The organism is Aquimarina sp. 433 (genome assembly GCF_054054605.1).
Map to the genome: position 1 here is coordinate 946,989 of NZ_JBSWZK010000001.1, position 15,586 is coordinate 962,574.

Sequence of the window (15,586 nt, forward strand, 5' to 3'; positions counted from 1 at the left end):
TAGTTGGTTAGGTTAAATTATTGCTCTAGGGAAGCAATGATGACAAAGCTGTTTCTGGGGAGGAACAGCTTTTGTTTTTAAACAATGTATTTATCTATAAGGAATTTGAACTTAGTTTATTCAAAATAACAGTTCTCGTTTTGCTCTTAAGTTCTTTTTTATGATCTTGAGTAAAATCTTTGGTAGGAATTTCATTATGTACAAAAGCTCTCATCAAACCTGGACTTCCACTAAAAAAAGTATAAGAAAATCGTTTCTTGTTATCCAGAAAAGTTAACGGAAGAATAGGAATTTGATGATCGATCGCAAGTCTAAACGCTCCGTCTTTAAACTCATCCAACATAACCGATTCATCATCTGGCACTCCTCCTTCCGGAAAAATACAAATACTGGTACCACCTTTTAATCTTTCTTGAGCTCTATCAAAAACCTCTTTTCTACTCTTTTGGCTACTTCGATCTACCAGAATACACGTTCTTTTATAGAAAAAACCAAATATTGGAATTTTTGCCAATTCCTTTTTTCCAACAAAAACGAAAGGATTCTTTATACAATATAACATCAACATAATGTCGGCCATAGAGGTATGGTTAGCAACAAACATATAACTTCTATTTCGATCGACTTCTCCCTCCTGCTTCACTTTTGGAACAAAACCACTACCATACAATACTATCTTTGCCCAAAAACGAGCTACTACAAAGAATTTAGCATACCATTCTTCTCTAGAAGTCAATATCAGCAACACTGGAAATAATATAATAATAGGAACTCCCATCATTATATAAAACCAAATACGCCAAAGAAGTATTAATATATACCTTAGGATCATAATTTCAAAAATACATAATTGGTTTGAGGTATGTGAACAAAAAAATTACCTTTGCCGGAAACTAAAAAATACTATGGCAAGAATTCTAACAGGAGTGCAAAGTACAGGAACTCCTCATCTAGGAAATTTACTAGGTGCAATCATTCCTGCAATTCAGATGGCAAATCAACCAGAGAATGAATCTTTCTTATTTATTGCAGATATGCATTCGCTCACACAAATTAAAGACGCTAAGATATTAAGGGAGAATACCTACTCTACTGCTGCAACCTGGTTAGCTTTTGGTTTAGATATAGAAAAAACTGTGTTTTATCGTCAAAGCGATGTTCCACAGGTAACAGAACTTGCTTGGTACCTTAATTGTTTTTTCCCATATAAGAGGTTGACCTTAGCACATTCTTTTAAAGATAAAGCGGATCGATTAGAAGATGTAAATGCTGGGTTATTCACTTATCCTATGTTAATGGCAGCCGATATTTTATTATATGATGCTGAAATTGTTCCTGTGGGAAAAGATCAAGAACAACATTTAGAGTTTACACGTGATGTAGCAGAAAGAATACACAATAAAGTAGGAGAAATTTTTGTTTTACCTAAAGCTCAGTTTAGATCAGAAACCATGCACGTTCCGGGAACTGATGGAGCTAAAATGAGTAAATCTAAAGGAAATACTATTAATCTATTTTTACCAGACAAAAAATTACGTAAAGATATTATGTCTATTCAAACAGATAGTACTCCTCTAGAAGAACCTAAAGATCCAGATACTTGTAATGTATTTGCCTTGTATCAACTGGTTGCATCACCTGATAAAATATCAGAAATGCGAGCAAATTATGAAGGAGGCAACTACGGATATGGACATGCAAAACAAGCATTGTACGAACTTTTAATAAGCAAGTTTGCCGAAGAGCGTAAACGCTACAACTACTATATGGAAAATCTTGAAGAAGTAGATAAAGCCTTAGCAGTTGGAGCAAAAAAAGCTTCAGAAGTAGCCGCAAAAGTACTTTCTAGAGTACGTGAAAAAGTGGGATACTAATTAGTGCCATACATAAAATATAAGAAAGCCAGTTGTTCTAGAACTGGCTTTCATTTTTTACTACGCAATTAAATGTTTAGAATCCATTTTCTACTACTACCAATAAATTGTGTGTTTTATCTTCCTTGTTAACCATAACAGGATATTTTCCAGGCAGAATCACATTTCCTTGTAATCCCATTTTTTTCGCCATTACTGGATCTAAAACAATTTTGTTTTCCAAATAGAATACACTTGGTTGCGGAGTTGGATCTCCATAAGCAATTTCATGATCTTGTAACCCAGATGTTGGTGTTTCATAAAACTGTACTCCCAATACATTTTTATTTAATGCGAACGGAATACCTTCTACGCTTTCATCTATCCTTAGCTCATAGAGTTCTTTAAAGGATCTAAACTCTTTAGGGTTGATTCGTTCATTGATGATCCAAGGATCTATAAAATCTATGCCACACGGAACTACTAAACATGGATCCCAAATAACTGGAGGTAATTCAAAAATAATATCTGGATCAGGTATACATTCTACAATAGCGCAAACATTACCTGCACTATATCGGCATACAAGATTTCCTGTAATAGGATCAATTACACTTCGAGCATCAATCTGTAACGTAAATCTACAAAACTCACCAGATCTTTTTTCCTGTAGATCGATACTATTTTGTTCTACATTCATTTCCGAAATACCAGTTTCTTCTGTTACATTTTCTTTTTGACAAGCTACTAACGCAAATAACATTGCCCCAATGATTACTATTGATCGTTTTTTCATGATTATATGGTTTTAAGTTAAAAAATAAAAAAGAACTTCCCAGACCATTTACAACTCTTAATCGTTGTGGTCTTGTGAAGTTCTTTGACCATTAGTGTAAACCATAATATGGAAGTAAACATTTAGAAATAAAATTATCTTCATATCTACTTTACTATTTAATAGAATCTCCTTTATGAACTTTCATTTCTAATAAATTATACTTTTCCCTGATTTTAAAAGGATCTGCTTTAACATCCTTTTTTAGGTGTTTATCAAAGAATTCAACTATCAACTCATTAGTTATTTTTAAGCCTTGTTCTGCATCAATAGTACCCGTACCTGCTAGCAATTGTAGCGGGATCATAAGAGGAATATCCATAAAGTTTGGATGTCCAGACGTCAGCAACTTACATTCATAAAAATAATCGGTACTCTTGTTTACATATGCATGAGCACTTATATTTTCGTGATCTTCGGGCCAGTCTGCAGATAAGAAAAGAAAAGGTTTTTGAAATATCGTATCCATCATTTCACCCCATTGAATCCCATCTATATTAGCAGCAGCTTTTACTCTTTTGTCTTTTAACGCTGTTTGTCCTGCAGCTCCACCACCTCTAGAATGTCCAAAAGCCCCAATATTATCTAAATCTAGTCGCTCTTTGAAAAATCCGTCAGTATTCAATTTTTCTAAATGACTTATAACATATATTAAGTCTTTAGACCATCTTTCTACAATATGAGTCACGAAATAGTCTTTAGAGGCTTCTCTTAGTATTTTATGACGCTCCTCAAAAGAAATATCTTTGCTAAATGCTTCTTTTATTGGCAAGATATGCTCCATAGATGAAGCGTCTTGTTCGTACTGATATTCATAATCAAAAAACTTCTGTGTGCCATCTGGAAAAGTAGTCCCTAAACTCTCATATGTATGGGATACGTTAACAATGATATATCCATGGCTTGCTAATTCCGATAATAATGCATAATACCCTGTAGATTTAGAACCATAACCTGGAGAGAAAATTAAGACAGGAAACTTCTGTTGGGCAATAGGCGCTCCTTTATACACATAGGTCTTTACTCGATCTAGGTAATTGATGGTCCATGAAGGTAAAATTCCCATACTATACTTTCTGATAAAACCTAACCGATTAGCCTCATCTACATAAGGTTCTCTCTCGCCTTTTGAAATATCATCGGTGGGAAACCACATTTTTACCATGAGTTCTCTTTTATCAAAAGGATCCTTTGTAATTACTTCATCAAGGTCAGTTTTCACGTGTGTCCATTTACTTCCTACTTGGTATATACCTGTTGGTTCTGGTAAAGAAAAAACAGGAAGTACTTGTGGTATAAACCATCCTACAACAAGAACTAAAACCAATAATAGATATCCAAAAACGCGAATAAAGGTTGGCTTAACGGTCTTCATAAAATCAATACGACTAATTCTCCAAATCAGAATAGCCATGATTACATAAGCAGGAAACATCTGCCAGCGCCAACCATCTATTAGAAGGTGTAATACGGTCAGTACCAGAAGAAAATAAATAATATATCTTTTAGATGCTACCTGAAGTAATGGTCGTTTCATAAAAGGTAAAACTGTTATAACAATAAGAAAAAATATCTCTAAAACTCTCATTTTACAATAGGATCAAGTGATTATATCGCAAGATTCTTAATTTGTTTTTAATATTTTATTTTAAGCGATAAACTACCATTTTTAAAGGCTTTTCTACCTTCTCAACACCTTTAATGCGATCCTAATTCATGTTAAAATGTAAATTTAAAACTAAAATATTAGTTCAAACTAAATATTTAGTTTACATTAGCATTCTCAAACTAAGACCTTAGTTTGAAAGTAAAAATCATTCAAAAATGAAACAATTAACGAAAGCGGAAGAAGACATCATGAAAATCCTATGGGATTTGCATGAAGGAAGTGTAGTTCAGATTCTTGAAGAGTTGCCAGAACCTAAACCAGCATATAATACTGTATCAACCATCGTAAGGATTCTAGAAGATAAAGGTTTTGTAAACTACCGAAAAGAAGGGAGAATTCACATTTATATTCCTATAGTCCAGAAAACTGAATACAGCAATCAAAGTATTACAAAACTAATCGATGGATATTTTCAGGGATCTTTTAAAAGCATGGTTTCATTTTTTATGAAGAAAAATGATATCAGCATTGCCGAAATGGAAGACGCTCTCAAAGAAATTAATCAGGAAGAAGAATAATATCATGATACATTACATTTTACAAATCATTGCATTTCAATTACTTTTCTTATTAACCTATGACCTATTTCTTAAAAAAGAAACCTTTTTTAATTGGAATAGAATCTACTTGCTTCTCACACCAGTTTTAAGCTTACTACTTCCTTTACTTAGGTTCGATTTTATTAGAAATACCATCCCAGATACGTATAGTATTCAATTGCCAGAAGTATTGATTACGAGTTCGCCAATGCAAGTTTATAACCTACCAGAAGTAGTTATAGCTTCCCAAACCGAGGCTTTTAATTATTACTCACTAATACCCATATTAGGATATATATGGTATGTAGGTATAACAGCCAGTTTATTATTATTTATCTATAAAATATTTAAAATTGTAAGACTAAAAAAGACAGGAACCAAAGTAAAATCCAAAGATATTACATTTGTTTCCTTGCCTAATACAACCGCTGCTTTTTCCTTTTTTAAAACCATTTATATAGGAAATAACCTATCACAACTGAAAAAAACTAATGTGATAGAACATGAAAAAATTCATGTAAAAGAATATCATTCTTTTGATCTCATCTTTTTCGAAATACTCCGCATATTATTCTGGTTCAATCCATTAATCTATATATATCAAAACAGAATGGCAATGCTTCAGGAGTATATCGCAGATGCCAAAGCTATTTCTATCACTAATAAAAAAGCTTACTACCAAGACCTTTTATCACAGGTTTTTCAAACCGAAAAAATATCATTTATCAATACATTTTTTAATCATTCACTAATTAAAAGTCGACTAGTTATGTTACAAAAGTCAAAATCAAAAAAAATCTATCAATTAAAATATTTATTGCTAATTCCAGTCATTGCAGCCATGTTAGTATATAGCTCTTGTTCTGAAGATCAGCACGTAATAGAAAACAAAGAGGTTCCTCTAACAACCCTTACTGAAAGAGCAGAGTATCTCTTAAATAAGATAGAAAATGAAGGTGCTTATACCGAAGAAAGTGAGAAACTATTTTCTACACTGATGCAGGATATAAATAGTATGCCCGGAAACGGATTAACTCCTGAAAACATCGAGATTTTCAAGAATTTAATGCAAACTATTTCTAAAGTAAAACCTATAATCACTGAAAAAGTAGAAGTAGAAGGTGTTCCTTTCATGAAATTAGATGCTGCTCCAATACATCCTAATTGTAGTGATCTATCTGGTGCAGAAGCTAAAAAATGTTTTTCCCAAGAAATAAGTAAGCATGTGGCAAATGAGTTTAATACCAAACTTGGTAACGACATTGGCTTAACAGGACGATTAAGAATATATGCGCGATTTAAAATAAATAAGAGCGGAGATATCGAGGATATAAAAGTAAGAGGGCCTCACCCTAGCTTAGAAGAAGAAGGTTCGCGTGTCATAAAAATGTTACCTAAAATGCAACCAGGAATTAAAGATGGAGCTCCTGTAAGTGTTTTATACTCCTTACCTATTATATTTGAAGTACAAGAATAAAAGGAATAATCATTTTATAAAAAGGCTGATATGTGTATTACATACCAGCCTTTATTTTTACCAACATTTTTTTATCCACATCGTGGATTTCAATCTTTAAGATGATTTTACATGAATATTATCTTTCGAAACCTTTTTCTACAGCCAAAATGACATTAAAAGTTTCACTCTCTTTGTTAATAATAACAGGATACTCTCCTGCTTTTACCACATTCCCCTGTAATCCAAGCTCCTTAGAAACCTCAGCATCCAAAACGAGATTTTCTTTAATTACAAAAGTCTCTCCTTTTAGTATACCCTCTTCGTTATATACTTGTAATCCAGCAATTCTTTCATTTAAAGCAAAAGGAATTACGGCTTCTTTTGGATCTATATCCAATTCCAATTTATCCTTGATAGAAATAAACTCTCTCGGATCTATCTTTTCATAAATAATCCAAGGGTCAAAAATATCTATCCAGCACGGTACGAACCAACATGGATCATATATAATATCTGGTATACAAATTTTGTACATTTTACAGATACTTGGAAATGTAGTATAGCATCTCCCTTGAAACTTCAATCCAGGCTCTATTAAATAGAAACATCTACCATATCTTTTGCCTTCAATTTCTGTTGCATCTACAGCTTCAATGGCTTCAACTTCTGTTTTTTCTTCTACAGTTTCTCTTTCGCATGCGTAGAATACCCCAATCGTTATTGCTATCGCTAAAAAAAATACTTTTTTCATATTATTTAGGTTTTAAGATTAAAAAATCCCCACCACCATCGGCTGTTGGTATACCAATGATACTGGGGAAGATTTTGATAACTTTATAAATGCTTAATGCACCATAAAGTTATTTGTGAAGTTTTAATTACGAAATATGAGACAAATGTACATCCTTACGCACATCTACACACAGGGTATTTACCTGTTTTTAAGGAAGTTATTTAACTGAATTATTTAAGAAACCAAAACACCACGTTGTTCCATAACAGGAAGATCACGAAAAGCATTTTCATTTATGGTGTTTTTTCTGAAGATGTATTTCTTATCATATAATTTACCTTCCGAAAAGAACGAAACCGCAAACTCATTGTTCATTACAAACAACTCTTCTTGGATCATCTCTATTTTAGCAGATGATTTAGCTTCTACAGTACCTATTCCGTGACGTAATAAAGAAGTCTTTTTTTCGGTATTGTAGCCTTTTGTTACCACAAATACCATTTCTATAGGTGTTTCTTGATCATTAATAATATATGAGTTCCAATCATATCCACCGAACTCTTCATTCCATTCTTTTACCACAGCAATGTGAACGTCTTTTACAACAGGTATTTCTATGTCCTTTCTCAATTACAAGGCTGATTTAAACTGTTCTAAAAAGCGTACGTCATTTTCGCTAAGCATACGAATATCCGAAACTCCGTATAATAATAATGCAATACGGTCGATTCCCATACCAAATGCAAAACCACTATATTCTTCTGGATCTATGTTACAGTTTTTTAAGACATTAGGATCTACCATGCCACAACCCATGATCTCTAACCATCCCGTTCCTTTGGTCATTTTATAATCCGTTTCGGTCTCTAGTCCCCAATACACATCCACCTCTGCACTTGGTTCTGTAAACGGGAAATAAGATGGACGTAGTCTGATCTTAGATTTACCGAACATTTCGGTAGTAAAATATTGTAATGTTTGCTTTAGGTCTGCAAAAGAAACGTCTTTATCTATATACAATCCTTCTACCTGATGGAAAAAACAATGTGACCTTGCCGAAATAGCTTCATTTCGATATACTCGCCCTGGAGAAATCGTTCTGATCGGTGGTTTATTCTCTTCCATATATCTCACCTGCACAGAAGACGTGTGGGTACGCAATAAGATATCAGGATCGGTTTGTATAAAGAATGTATCCTGCATATCACGTGCTGGATGATATTCTGGTAAATTAAGTGCAGTAAAATTGTGCCAGTCATCTTCAATCTCAGGACCTTCACTTACATTAAAACCAATACGAGAAAATATATCTATAATCTGATTCTTTACCAATGATATCGGATGCCTAGAACCAAGAGCTATGGGTTCTGATGGTCTTGTTAGATCTCCATAAGCTCCTTTTTCCTCTTCTTTAGATTCTAATTCGTCTTTTAAGTATTCAACTTTTTGCTTTACCTTATTTTGAAGATTATTTATCGTCTGACCAAATTCTTTTTTCTGATCATTAGCTATATTTTTAAATTCTTCAAAATAATCTTTAACAATACCTTTACGGCCTAAAAATTTTATTCTGAATGCCTCTACTTCTTCTTTGGTTTTTGCTGAAAAATCTTCAACTTCCGATATATACTCTTTAATCTTGTCGATCATGATCTTGTGCTTATTAGAGAGGGCAAATTTAACATTTGTAATACATAAAATCATACATGTGATCTAAAAAATGCATGATTTAGCCAATAAAATGTTCATTTTTAAGAAAAATCACTCTTCCAAAAGTATTTTGTGTTGTCATGCACTATCATGCAACTAGAAAATGCAAAGAAGAATATTGTCATTTACTAGATAAGATGGCCTAGCGAATGAAACTTTTTGTACAAAAACCGGTTCTGCCTAAGATATTTATTCTCTTAAAAACTGATTACAACCATAAAAAGCATAAAAGACTGTAAAAAAGATCGTTAAAGCTCGTTAAAACTCTTGAAAATACTTTGATAATTTGTTATATTTAAATGTATTAAAATAGATAGTAAATCTGTTAATACAATCTTCCCAAACGACCTTACCTAACTAAATAAATGTAATGTATTGGTGCATAGCTAAAAGTTAGCTATGGTATAATGTTTAATTAAAAATTGCCGGATATGAAAAAGTTATTTTTTGGAATTCTGATTATTGATATGAAAGGATTAAAAGACTTAATTAGTAATCTTCCTTCGGCTTGCTGGTATGCCATGAGTAGATAATTACTAATATTAGATATCAATAAAAAAAGGGAACCTACTTGGTTCCCTTTTTTGGTTTATCTTGTCTATAATTTAGATTCTTGTATACACTTCTCTGTATACTGTAGTTGTACCCTCGAAAGTTTCTGAGTACTCAATAGAAAAAGTGTTTGCAGAAAAAGTAATAGTTTCTGTATCGGTTTCCCCATCGCTGGTAAAACTATATACATTGTTTCCACCATTTTCCCAAGTACCTGTAATTCCTTCCAACTCTACACAAGTTCCTGTTCCATCATCCTCAAAAGATCTTCCCGTAAACGTTCCATCAGCATTAAAAGTTACCACATCCTGAAGATCACAAGGATCTGAAGTAATCAATTCTCCATTTTCAAATTCTTGAGAAAATTGCCAAGAACCAATTAATGCATCCTGACTTACACCATCATCATCACTTCCACAAGAAGTAATACATAAAGAAAGAGTCGCTACAAATAATACAATAAGTTTTTTCATTAGATAGTTTTTTTAATAATTACCTTCCTTAGATGACAAGTTCTTCGATTGGTTGCGTCATTTTTTAAAAAATATACTCACTCGCCAAAAAATAATTCACAATAGCTTCTTTCATTAAAACGGATTGTTCTCCTGCTTTTAGATTTGGTAGTTGTTCTTTTACGATATAATGAGGCCAGCCATCATCATCAAAATAATCGAATTCATAATATCCATAAGGTTCTAACAATCTACAAATAGCGATATGCATGAGATCCAATTTTTCATCTTTCTTAAATCTACGATGCACTTGACCCAATTCCTGAACACCTATTAAATATATGATTGCATCCAAATCCAGTTCTTCACCATCACCAAATTGAGCAGATAATTTTTGAACTAGTATCTCCCATCGTTCTTTAAGCTTCTCGTCTCTAGCCATACTCCAATATTTTGCTTGTTATATATAAAAAATTAAGCGCTACAAAAGTAACGCTTAACTAAAAAACCAACCATCAATTCGGGAGAAATCTTAAAACTCCCACAATATGCCTATACCAGCATATTGATTTCTATAATTCCTAAATGACCTGGCGTCTATATCGGTATAATTTGTACTTCTAATTCTAGAAAACAACGTAGTCGTGATAGAAAAACCGCCACCTATTTTTTGAGATGCATTTAATTGAAAGTTAGCATACTCATACTTTAAATTTTCTCCAATTGTTCCTTCTGTATTTCTTGCTTCAATATCTGTGTAATCTCGAGTTATAAATGAAAAAGAGCTGCGCACTTTAGTACGTTTATTCTTATATCTCAGTGAGATTCCTGGACCGAATTGATTAAATCCAGAGCGATTCGTAGAATTATCGATACGCATATAATACACAAAACTAGGTCTTAGTTGTAAGTATTTATTGATTGGTAATCCATAAGACAAGGTACCTTTTACATAATCCCAATCTCTTTCTCCGTCGGGTTCTACATCACTAGTATTAAAGGTATCATACAGTCTTTTTTTGGCATAAATACTTAGTCCTACTTTATGTTTCAAACGACCTATCTTAAACGTTTGCACAGAAGTTAGCTGCACACCAAACTCACTATATTGTAAATCTCTGACACCAAATGCATCAAAATTTCTGAAATTATAGAACCCTTCTACAGAACTCTCATTGTTTTTGATCGGAGCAAATTCTACTCCCAATGTTCCTCCGTAATTGGTATATCCTAATGGATTAATAAGCACATCTTGATCTCCTCCAAGTCCTTCTCTATTCATTCTCATTAATCGAGCTTCGGCAATAAGAGCGGTTTTTCTATTAAACTTATAATCATATTTTGCTACCGTATTAAGACTCCAATAACTATCATCGCTGTTTTCATAAAAAATCCTTGCAAATGGATTAGCCGAAATTCTAAATCGATTGTTTTTCCATCGATATCTAAATTTGTAGTTCACTTCGACATCCTGATAAAAACTACTTGATATTAAATCACTTTCATTTAAAATTCCTTCATCAGTTCGTATCTCTTTTGGGCTTCTAAAATAATTGTATTCATAGCCACCTTCAGTGCCAATATTAAACGTATTTTTAATCTGACTAAATGATTGCATATATATAAAACCCAACAAAACGGTCATCCAAATCTTTATTGTATTCATAAATTTCTTCTCCTTTTTAATAATTTTTTATTTGTTCTTTGATTGCTTTTTTTAATCCTTGTTTATTCACCAGTTGAATCCCTAATCCTGGACGTACGTTGATCTCCATAATCTGGGGACCTTTGTTTTTGTCTATGACGATATCAATACCTAGATAGTTTAGAGGAAAAGCTCTTGCCGTATCAATAGATATTTTCAGAATCTCTTCCCAATATGGAATAGGCATATTTTGTATCACAAATCCACTATCGGGATGATGATCAAAATAATTCTTACCATCATACACTTCCGTTAATGTTCCCGCAGTTAAATCCACTCCAATCCCTACTCCATTCTGATGAAGATTTGCCTTTCCATCGGATCTATTTGTTGGCATTCTTAGCATTCCCATCACGGGATTTTGATGCAGTGTGATGATTCTAAAATCAGGAACTCCTGCCGGATAAATTTTATGGAAAAAGGGATGTGGTTCTATACATTCTTCAATCAAAACCCTATCATGAGAACCTAGAGAAAAGAATCCCATAATGATCGCAGCCATATGCTGAAATATTTGTCGTTCTGTAATTACTTTTCCGCTACTGATCCAATTCCCATTACGATCTCTTTTAATAATTTTTATTCCACCACCACCGCATCCATTTGCGGGTTTAATCGCCATCGCATCATATTGTTTGCATGCTTCCCAAGCTTTTTTGATATCATTATTATACGCTACGACTGCATATGTTTTAGCACATGGGATCTGATGCTGATGTAGAATTTCTTTGGTACGAACTTTGTCATCCGCCAAGGGATAATCCTTTTTCTTATTATTGGGATAGATGAATTTTATATTCCTTTCGTTTAAACCCACCACTTCATTTTTTTTGGATGGTTTTATTTTTAAAAATGTTGAAAGCATAATCTTTTGTTTATTGATGGTATATTGTTGTAAAGTATGTTCGCTATACGGCAATAGCACCTATTGTAGCACTGGTTTGAATCTGTATAATTCTGTCCATCGAATTCCTATATATCTTCCTAAAAGCATTGCTGATGCGATAATGAGTAGAATAATTTCTGGAAAAATGATAAGGATAGAAGGCAGTACTTTCCAGGATAATAATCCATAGCAAAGTGTTGTAGCCAAGATCGTTTGGAACAGCTTATCAATTGCAATTTTATAGCCATCTTCGACCGTAGCTCTAGAAAACCGTTCGGCCGCAATGGTTAAAATGATCGTTGGAAAAAATGTTAATGTAGTTAACCAACTGATATCAAAAGTTAACCCAATATTGGTAGCAATAATCATTAAACCTACCATAATGGTGAGTGAAACCACCAGTTTAGGCGTATACAATAATCCAATAGAATCAAATGGATACGAGATCAAACCAACCAATAGAATCAACCCAACAAACAGGATAATTCCTGTAAAAAAACCAGTATGTAACAGAGAAAATGCAATTAAAACAGGAAGAAAAATTCCAAAGGTTTTTATCCCGACAACATTTCTTAAAAATGCTACTAGTAATCCTCCTAATGGCAATAGTAATAATAGATGTAAGGAAGATTTCGAGATAATTCCAGATTCAACCATACTCCAAAGAGAAATACCAGACAGCTTTGAAATTTCTTCAGAGTTCATCTTCAAAAAAGCGATGTGATTCATTTCTTCGATCTGATAGGTATAATCAAACTGAATTCCAGATGTATGTGTGATTAAAAACTCATCTCCCTGATATATTTCTAAATAATTGGAGGGTAGATATGCAAAATGATTGTTGAGCGTATCAAATGGAATCCAATTTTCATTGATAAGCACTTCTGCCCATACGTGGGATGTTCTTTTGGTTGTATTCTCAGCTATAATTCCTCCTTTAATTCTAGCTGGATATCCTAAATTCCGTAATAAGGCAACAAATAACCTACTTTTTCCATTACAGGAAGCTCTATTCTGCTTAATCGTTGTGAGCGCATCCGTAAGGGTAATAATGGGTGCCGAAGGAATACTAGAAACATATTCAAAAACAGTACTAACTATTTCCTTATCAGTACTAGCATTTTGTATCAGTTGTTTTGCTAAATCAGTGATCATATCATGATCTGATTGAATATTTGCTGTAGGTTGTAAAAACAACTCATATCCACTAGCAGTTTTCAGAAAATTCTTAGGGATGATATAGCTTTTATCTTTCCCTTCGAAAATAAACTCATAATTCACATTATGGTATGAATCCTTACTATCAGTACTCCAAACAGCTCTTAGATTTTCGTGTTGTTCTTCCTTTTTACTAAAGTGTAGCGTACTATCTAAATAGATACTTCCTACCGAAATTCTTTGTCTCGAATTATTCTTCGGAACAAATGCTTTTACATAAGTATTTTTATTTCCAGACTTAAAAAAATAATTGTAATTTACTTTATAAACTTTATCTGGATTAAAATCATCATAGCTAGATATGATGGGTTTTAATTTAAAAGCAATTGAGGTTAAGGCGATCACTGTAATTAGGAGTACCACAGTTCTAAGATTTGTTTTGGAATTCATAATAAGTTATTTTTGGCTGTATAACCGGGCAGAAAAAAAATACCCTACCCTGGACCGAAAAAAAATTCACATATGAGTGTATCCTCCAAATCTGTTTGTGAACAAGATGTCTTTAACGAATTGTTCAAAACGCACTCCAGAACCATCAGAAATCATATCTATTATAAATGTGGAGACCCTGACCAGGCAGAAGATATCATGCAAGAATCTTTTATCCGTTTATGGAATAATTGTAAAAAAGTAATTCTGGAAAAAGCACGAGCTTTTTTATATAAGGTATCCACCAATTTATTTTTAAATCAGGTAGAACATCAAAAAGTGAGGTTAGCCTACTCCAAACTTTCACATAGAGACAGGAACCATGAATCTCCAGATTTTATTCTAGAAGAAAAGGAGTTTATGATAAAGCTTCAAAATGCCATTGGTGATCTTTCTGAAGCACAACGAGAAGTATTTTTACTTAATAGAATCGATAAAAAAACATATAACGAAATCGCCGAAATGCTAGGGATTTCGGTAAAAGCAGTAGAAAAAAGAATGCACAATGCCCTTAAAAAACTAAGAAAGCTTATAAAAAATATTTAAGCAAGGTAGGGTATTTTGCTAAACGCCGGTTATACGGATATTAAACCTGTATGATATAGTAAAACATCTGAGTATTCGAAACATAACTACATTACATGGAAGAGGATAAAGATCCATATTTGGCAAAATGGTTAAACAATGATTTAACCAATGATGAGCTAGCACAATTTTCTACGTCTGAAGAGCTTGAAGATTATGAGAAAATTGTAAAAGGGCTGGAGTATTTTCATGCGCCTCCTTTTGATGAAGAAACCTCTCTTTCGATAACCTTAGAAAAATTACAACACCAAAAAAAGAAGAAGGTTATTCCATTAAAACCTATTCTTTACACCATTTCTGCTGCAGCATCCATACTGCTAGTGATAGGATTATTTTTTAATAAAGTAACCCATGAAGCCGCATATGGAGAACGACTTGCCATCACGTTACCAGATGGTAGCAAAGCAGATCTAAATGCGGGATCATCGCTATCGTACAATCGTTTCTTTTGGTCTCAAAACCGAGAAATAGATTTAAAAGGTGAAGGATTGTTTACTGTAAAAAAAGGAGAAACCTTTACAGTAGTAACTACCGCTGGAGAAGTCGAAGTACTAGGAACTATTTTTAATGTAAAGTCTAGAGATCACATTTTTGAAGTGGCTTGTTATGAGGGAAAAGTAAAGGTGCAAACCAGTGCTGATGTACAAGAAATCATTACACAAGGAGAGTCTGTTCTTTTAAAGGATAACAGCCTAAATAAAGTAAAAATTTCGGAGACCCAACCACTGTGGAAACAAGGAGAAAGTTTATTTAAGAGTATTCCACTAAAAGAAGTGTTAGACGAATTAGAACGACAATACAATGTAACTTTTGTGAGAACCTCTATAGACGAAAATAAATTGTTCTCTGGAGGCTTTGTACATAACAATGTAAACCTTGCTTTAGAATCTGTACTGGTTCCTATGAACATTGAATATATCGTAAACGGAAAAGAGGTAAAACTGTCTAATAAATAAAAACT

General features: G+C 33.1%; 16 protein-coding genes. 5 read left to right on the forward strand and 11 right to left on the reverse strand.

Annotated features, from left to right (window positions below; translation table 11 throughout):
• Nucleotides 1-94 precede the first annotated feature (94 nt).
• Complete coding sequence (locus ACWNT5_RS04115) at nt 95-832, reverse strand: lysophospholipid acyltransferase family protein (RefSeq protein WP_299894060.1); 738 nt, start codon at nt 830-832, stop codon at nt 95-97.
• 73 nt (nt 833-905) lie between these two features.
• Between ACWNT5_RS04115 and trpS the strand changes: the two genes are divergently transcribed.
• Nucleotides 906-1,874, forward strand: coding sequence for a tryptophan--tRNA ligase (trpS, locus tag ACWNT5_RS04120; RefSeq protein ID WP_456516681.1), 969 nt, complete (start codon nt 906-908; stop codon nt 1,872-1,874).
• 76 nt (nt 1,875-1,950) lie between these two features.
• Here the strand turns inward: trpS and ACWNT5_RS04125 are convergent, their stop codons facing one another.
• Together ACWNT5_RS04125 and ACWNT5_RS04130 are read right to left on the reverse strand one after the other, a co-directional pair.
• Nucleotides 1,951-2,649: a hypothetical protein gene (locus ACWNT5_RS04125; protein ID WP_299610753.1), complete on the reverse strand. Its 699-nt coding sequence runs from the start codon at nt 2,647-2,649 to the stop codon at nt 1,951-1,953.
• Between the two features lie 154 nt (nt 2,650-2,803).
• Nucleotides 2,804-4,225 carry an alpha/beta hydrolase family protein gene (locus tag ACWNT5_RS04130; protein ID WP_299610751.1) on the reverse strand — a complete coding sequence of 474 codons (1,422 nt, stop codon included), beginning with the start codon at nt 4,223-4,225 and terminating at the stop codon, nt 2,804-2,806.
• 287 nt (nt 4,226-4,512) lie between these two features.
• On the opposite strand from ACWNT5_RS04130, the gene ACWNT5_RS04135 reads away from it, so the two are divergent.
• Nucleotides 4,513-4,875 (forward strand): BlaI/MecI/CopY family transcriptional regulator, encoded by a 363-nt coding sequence (locus ACWNT5_RS04135; RefSeq protein WP_299610748.1) that lies wholly within the window; start codon nt 4,513-4,515, stop codon nt 4,873-4,875.
• Nucleotides 4,876-4,879: 4 nt separating this feature from the next.
• Entirely contained in the window at nt 4,880-6,373 is a 1,494-nt protein-coding gene (locus tag ACWNT5_RS04140; RefSeq protein ID WP_299610745.1) for a M56 family metallopeptidase, read from the forward strand.
• Between the two features lie 118 nt (nt 6,374-6,491).
• Here ACWNT5_RS04140 and ACWNT5_RS04145 read toward each other — a convergent pair whose 3' ends face one another.
• From ACWNT5_RS04145 to ACWNT5_RS04180, 8 genes are all read right to left on the reverse strand, one after another.
• On the reverse strand, nt 6,492-7,106 hold the full coding sequence (locus ACWNT5_RS04145; protein WP_299610743.1) for a hypothetical protein: 615 nt from the start codon (nt 7,104-7,106) through the stop codon (nt 6,492-6,494).
• A gap of 216 nt (nt 7,107-7,322) precedes the next feature.
• A complete protein-coding gene (locus tag ACWNT5_RS04150; RefSeq protein WP_299610740.1) occupies nt 7,323-7,718 on the reverse strand; it encodes a hypothetical protein in 396 nt (131 codons plus the stop codon).
• Complete coding sequence (pheS, locus tag ACWNT5_RS04155; RefSeq protein ID WP_299610738.1) at nt 7,719-8,738, reverse strand: phenylalanine--tRNA ligase subunit alpha; 1,020 nt, start codon at nt 8,736-8,738, stop codon at nt 7,719-7,721.
• A 665-nt stretch (nt 8,739-9,403) separates the two neighbouring features.
• Nucleotides 9,404-9,823: a lipocalin-like domain-containing protein gene (locus ACWNT5_RS04160; protein ID WP_299610734.1), complete on the reverse strand. Its 420-nt coding sequence runs from the start codon at nt 9,821-9,823 to the stop codon at nt 9,404-9,406.
• A 64-nt stretch (nt 9,824-9,887) separates the two neighbouring features.
• On the reverse strand, nt 9,888-10,244 hold the full coding sequence (locus ACWNT5_RS04165; protein WP_299610732.1) for a hypothetical protein: 357 nt from the start codon (nt 10,242-10,244) through the stop codon (nt 9,888-9,890).
• A 90-nt stretch (nt 10,245-10,334) separates the two neighbouring features.
• Nucleotides 10,335-11,468 carry a hypothetical protein gene (locus tag ACWNT5_RS04170; protein ID WP_456516682.1) on the reverse strand — a complete coding sequence of 378 codons (1,134 nt, stop codon included), beginning with the start codon at nt 11,466-11,468 and terminating at the stop codon, nt 10,335-10,337.
• 16 nt (nt 11,469-11,484) lie between these two features.
• On the reverse strand, nt 11,485-12,372 hold the full coding sequence (locus ACWNT5_RS04175) for a sugar-transfer associated ATP-grasp domain-containing protein (RefSeq protein WP_456516683.1): 888 nt from the start codon (nt 12,370-12,372) through the stop codon (nt 11,485-11,487).
• Between the two features lie 60 nt (nt 12,373-12,432).
• On the reverse strand, nt 12,433-14,001 hold the full coding sequence (locus tag ACWNT5_RS04180; RefSeq protein WP_456516684.1) for a 7TM domain-containing protein: 1,569 nt from the start codon (nt 13,999-14,001) through the stop codon (nt 12,433-12,435).
• A 72-nt stretch (nt 14,002-14,073) separates the two neighbouring features.
• Between ACWNT5_RS04180 and ACWNT5_RS04185 the strand changes: the two genes are divergently transcribed.
• Together ACWNT5_RS04185 and ACWNT5_RS04190 are read left to right on the forward strand one after the other, a co-directional pair.
• Entirely contained in the window at nt 14,074-14,586 is a 513-nt protein-coding gene (locus tag ACWNT5_RS04185) for an RNA polymerase sigma factor (RefSeq protein WP_456516685.1), read from the forward strand.
• A 95-nt stretch (nt 14,587-14,681) separates the two neighbouring features.
• Nucleotides 14,682-15,581: a FecR family protein gene (locus tag ACWNT5_RS04190; protein WP_456516686.1), complete on the forward strand. Its 900-nt coding sequence runs from the start codon at nt 14,682-14,684 to the stop codon at nt 15,579-15,581.
• Nucleotides 15,582-15,586 lie beyond the last annotated feature (5 nt).

What these genes read in the sequence shown, in the direction of transcription:
- ACWNT5_RS04145 (WP_299610743.1), bottom strand. Translation starts at nt 7,106, where the DNA reads ATGAAAAAAGTATTTTTTTTAGCGATAGCAATAACGATTGGGGTATTC.
- ACWNT5_RS04130 (WP_299610751.1), bottom strand. Translation starts at nt 4,225, where the DNA reads ATGAAACGACCATTACTTCAGGTAGCATCTAAAAGATATATTATTTAT.
- ACWNT5_RS04115 (WP_299894060.1), bottom strand. Translation starts at nt 832, where the DNA reads ATGATCCTAAGGTATATATTAATACTTCTTTGGCGTATTTGGTTTTAT.
- ACWNT5_RS04185 (WP_456516685.1), top strand. Translation starts at nt 14,074, where the DNA reads ATGAGTGTATCCTCCAAATCTGTTTGTGAACAAGATGTCTTTAACGAA.
- ACWNT5_RS04140 (WP_299610745.1), top strand. Translation starts at nt 4,880, where the DNA reads ATGATACATTACATTTTACAAATCATTGCATTTCAATTACTTTTCTTA.
- ACWNT5_RS04170 (WP_456516682.1), bottom strand. Translation starts at nt 11,468, where the DNA reads ATGAATACAATAAAGATTTGGATGACCGTTTTGTTGGGTTTTATATAT.
- trpS (WP_456516681.1), top strand. Translation starts at nt 906, where the DNA reads ATGGCAAGAATTCTAACAGGAGTGCAAAGTACAGGAACTCCTCATCTA.
- ACWNT5_RS04190 (WP_456516686.1), top strand. Translation starts at nt 14,682, where the DNA reads ATGGAAGAGGATAAAGATCCATATTTGGCAAAATGGTTAAACAATGAT.
- pheS (WP_299610738.1), bottom strand. Translation starts at nt 8,738, where the DNA reads ATGATCGACAAGATTAAAGAGTATATATCGGAAGTTGAAGATTTTTCA.
- ACWNT5_RS04180 (WP_456516684.1), bottom strand. Translation starts at nt 14,001, where the DNA reads ATGAATTCCAAAACAAATCTTAGAACTGTGGTACTCCTAATTACAGTG.
- ACWNT5_RS04175 (WP_456516683.1), bottom strand. Translation starts at nt 12,372, where the DNA reads ATGCTTTCAACATTTTTAAAAATAAAACCATCCAAAAAAAATGAAGTG.
- ACWNT5_RS04165 (WP_299610732.1), bottom strand. Translation starts at nt 10,244, where the DNA reads ATGGCTAGAGACGAGAAGCTTAAAGAACGATGGGAGATACTAGTTCAA.
- ACWNT5_RS04160 (WP_299610734.1), bottom strand. Translation starts at nt 9,823, where the DNA reads ATGAAAAAACTTATTGTATTATTTGTAGCGACTCTTTCTTTATGTATT.
- ACWNT5_RS04125 (WP_299610753.1), bottom strand. Translation starts at nt 2,649, where the DNA reads ATGAAAAAACGATCAATAGTAATCATTGGGGCAATGTTATTTGCGTTA.
- ACWNT5_RS04135 (WP_299610748.1), top strand. Translation starts at nt 4,513, where the DNA reads ATGAAACAATTAACGAAAGCGGAAGAAGACATCATGAAAATCCTATGG.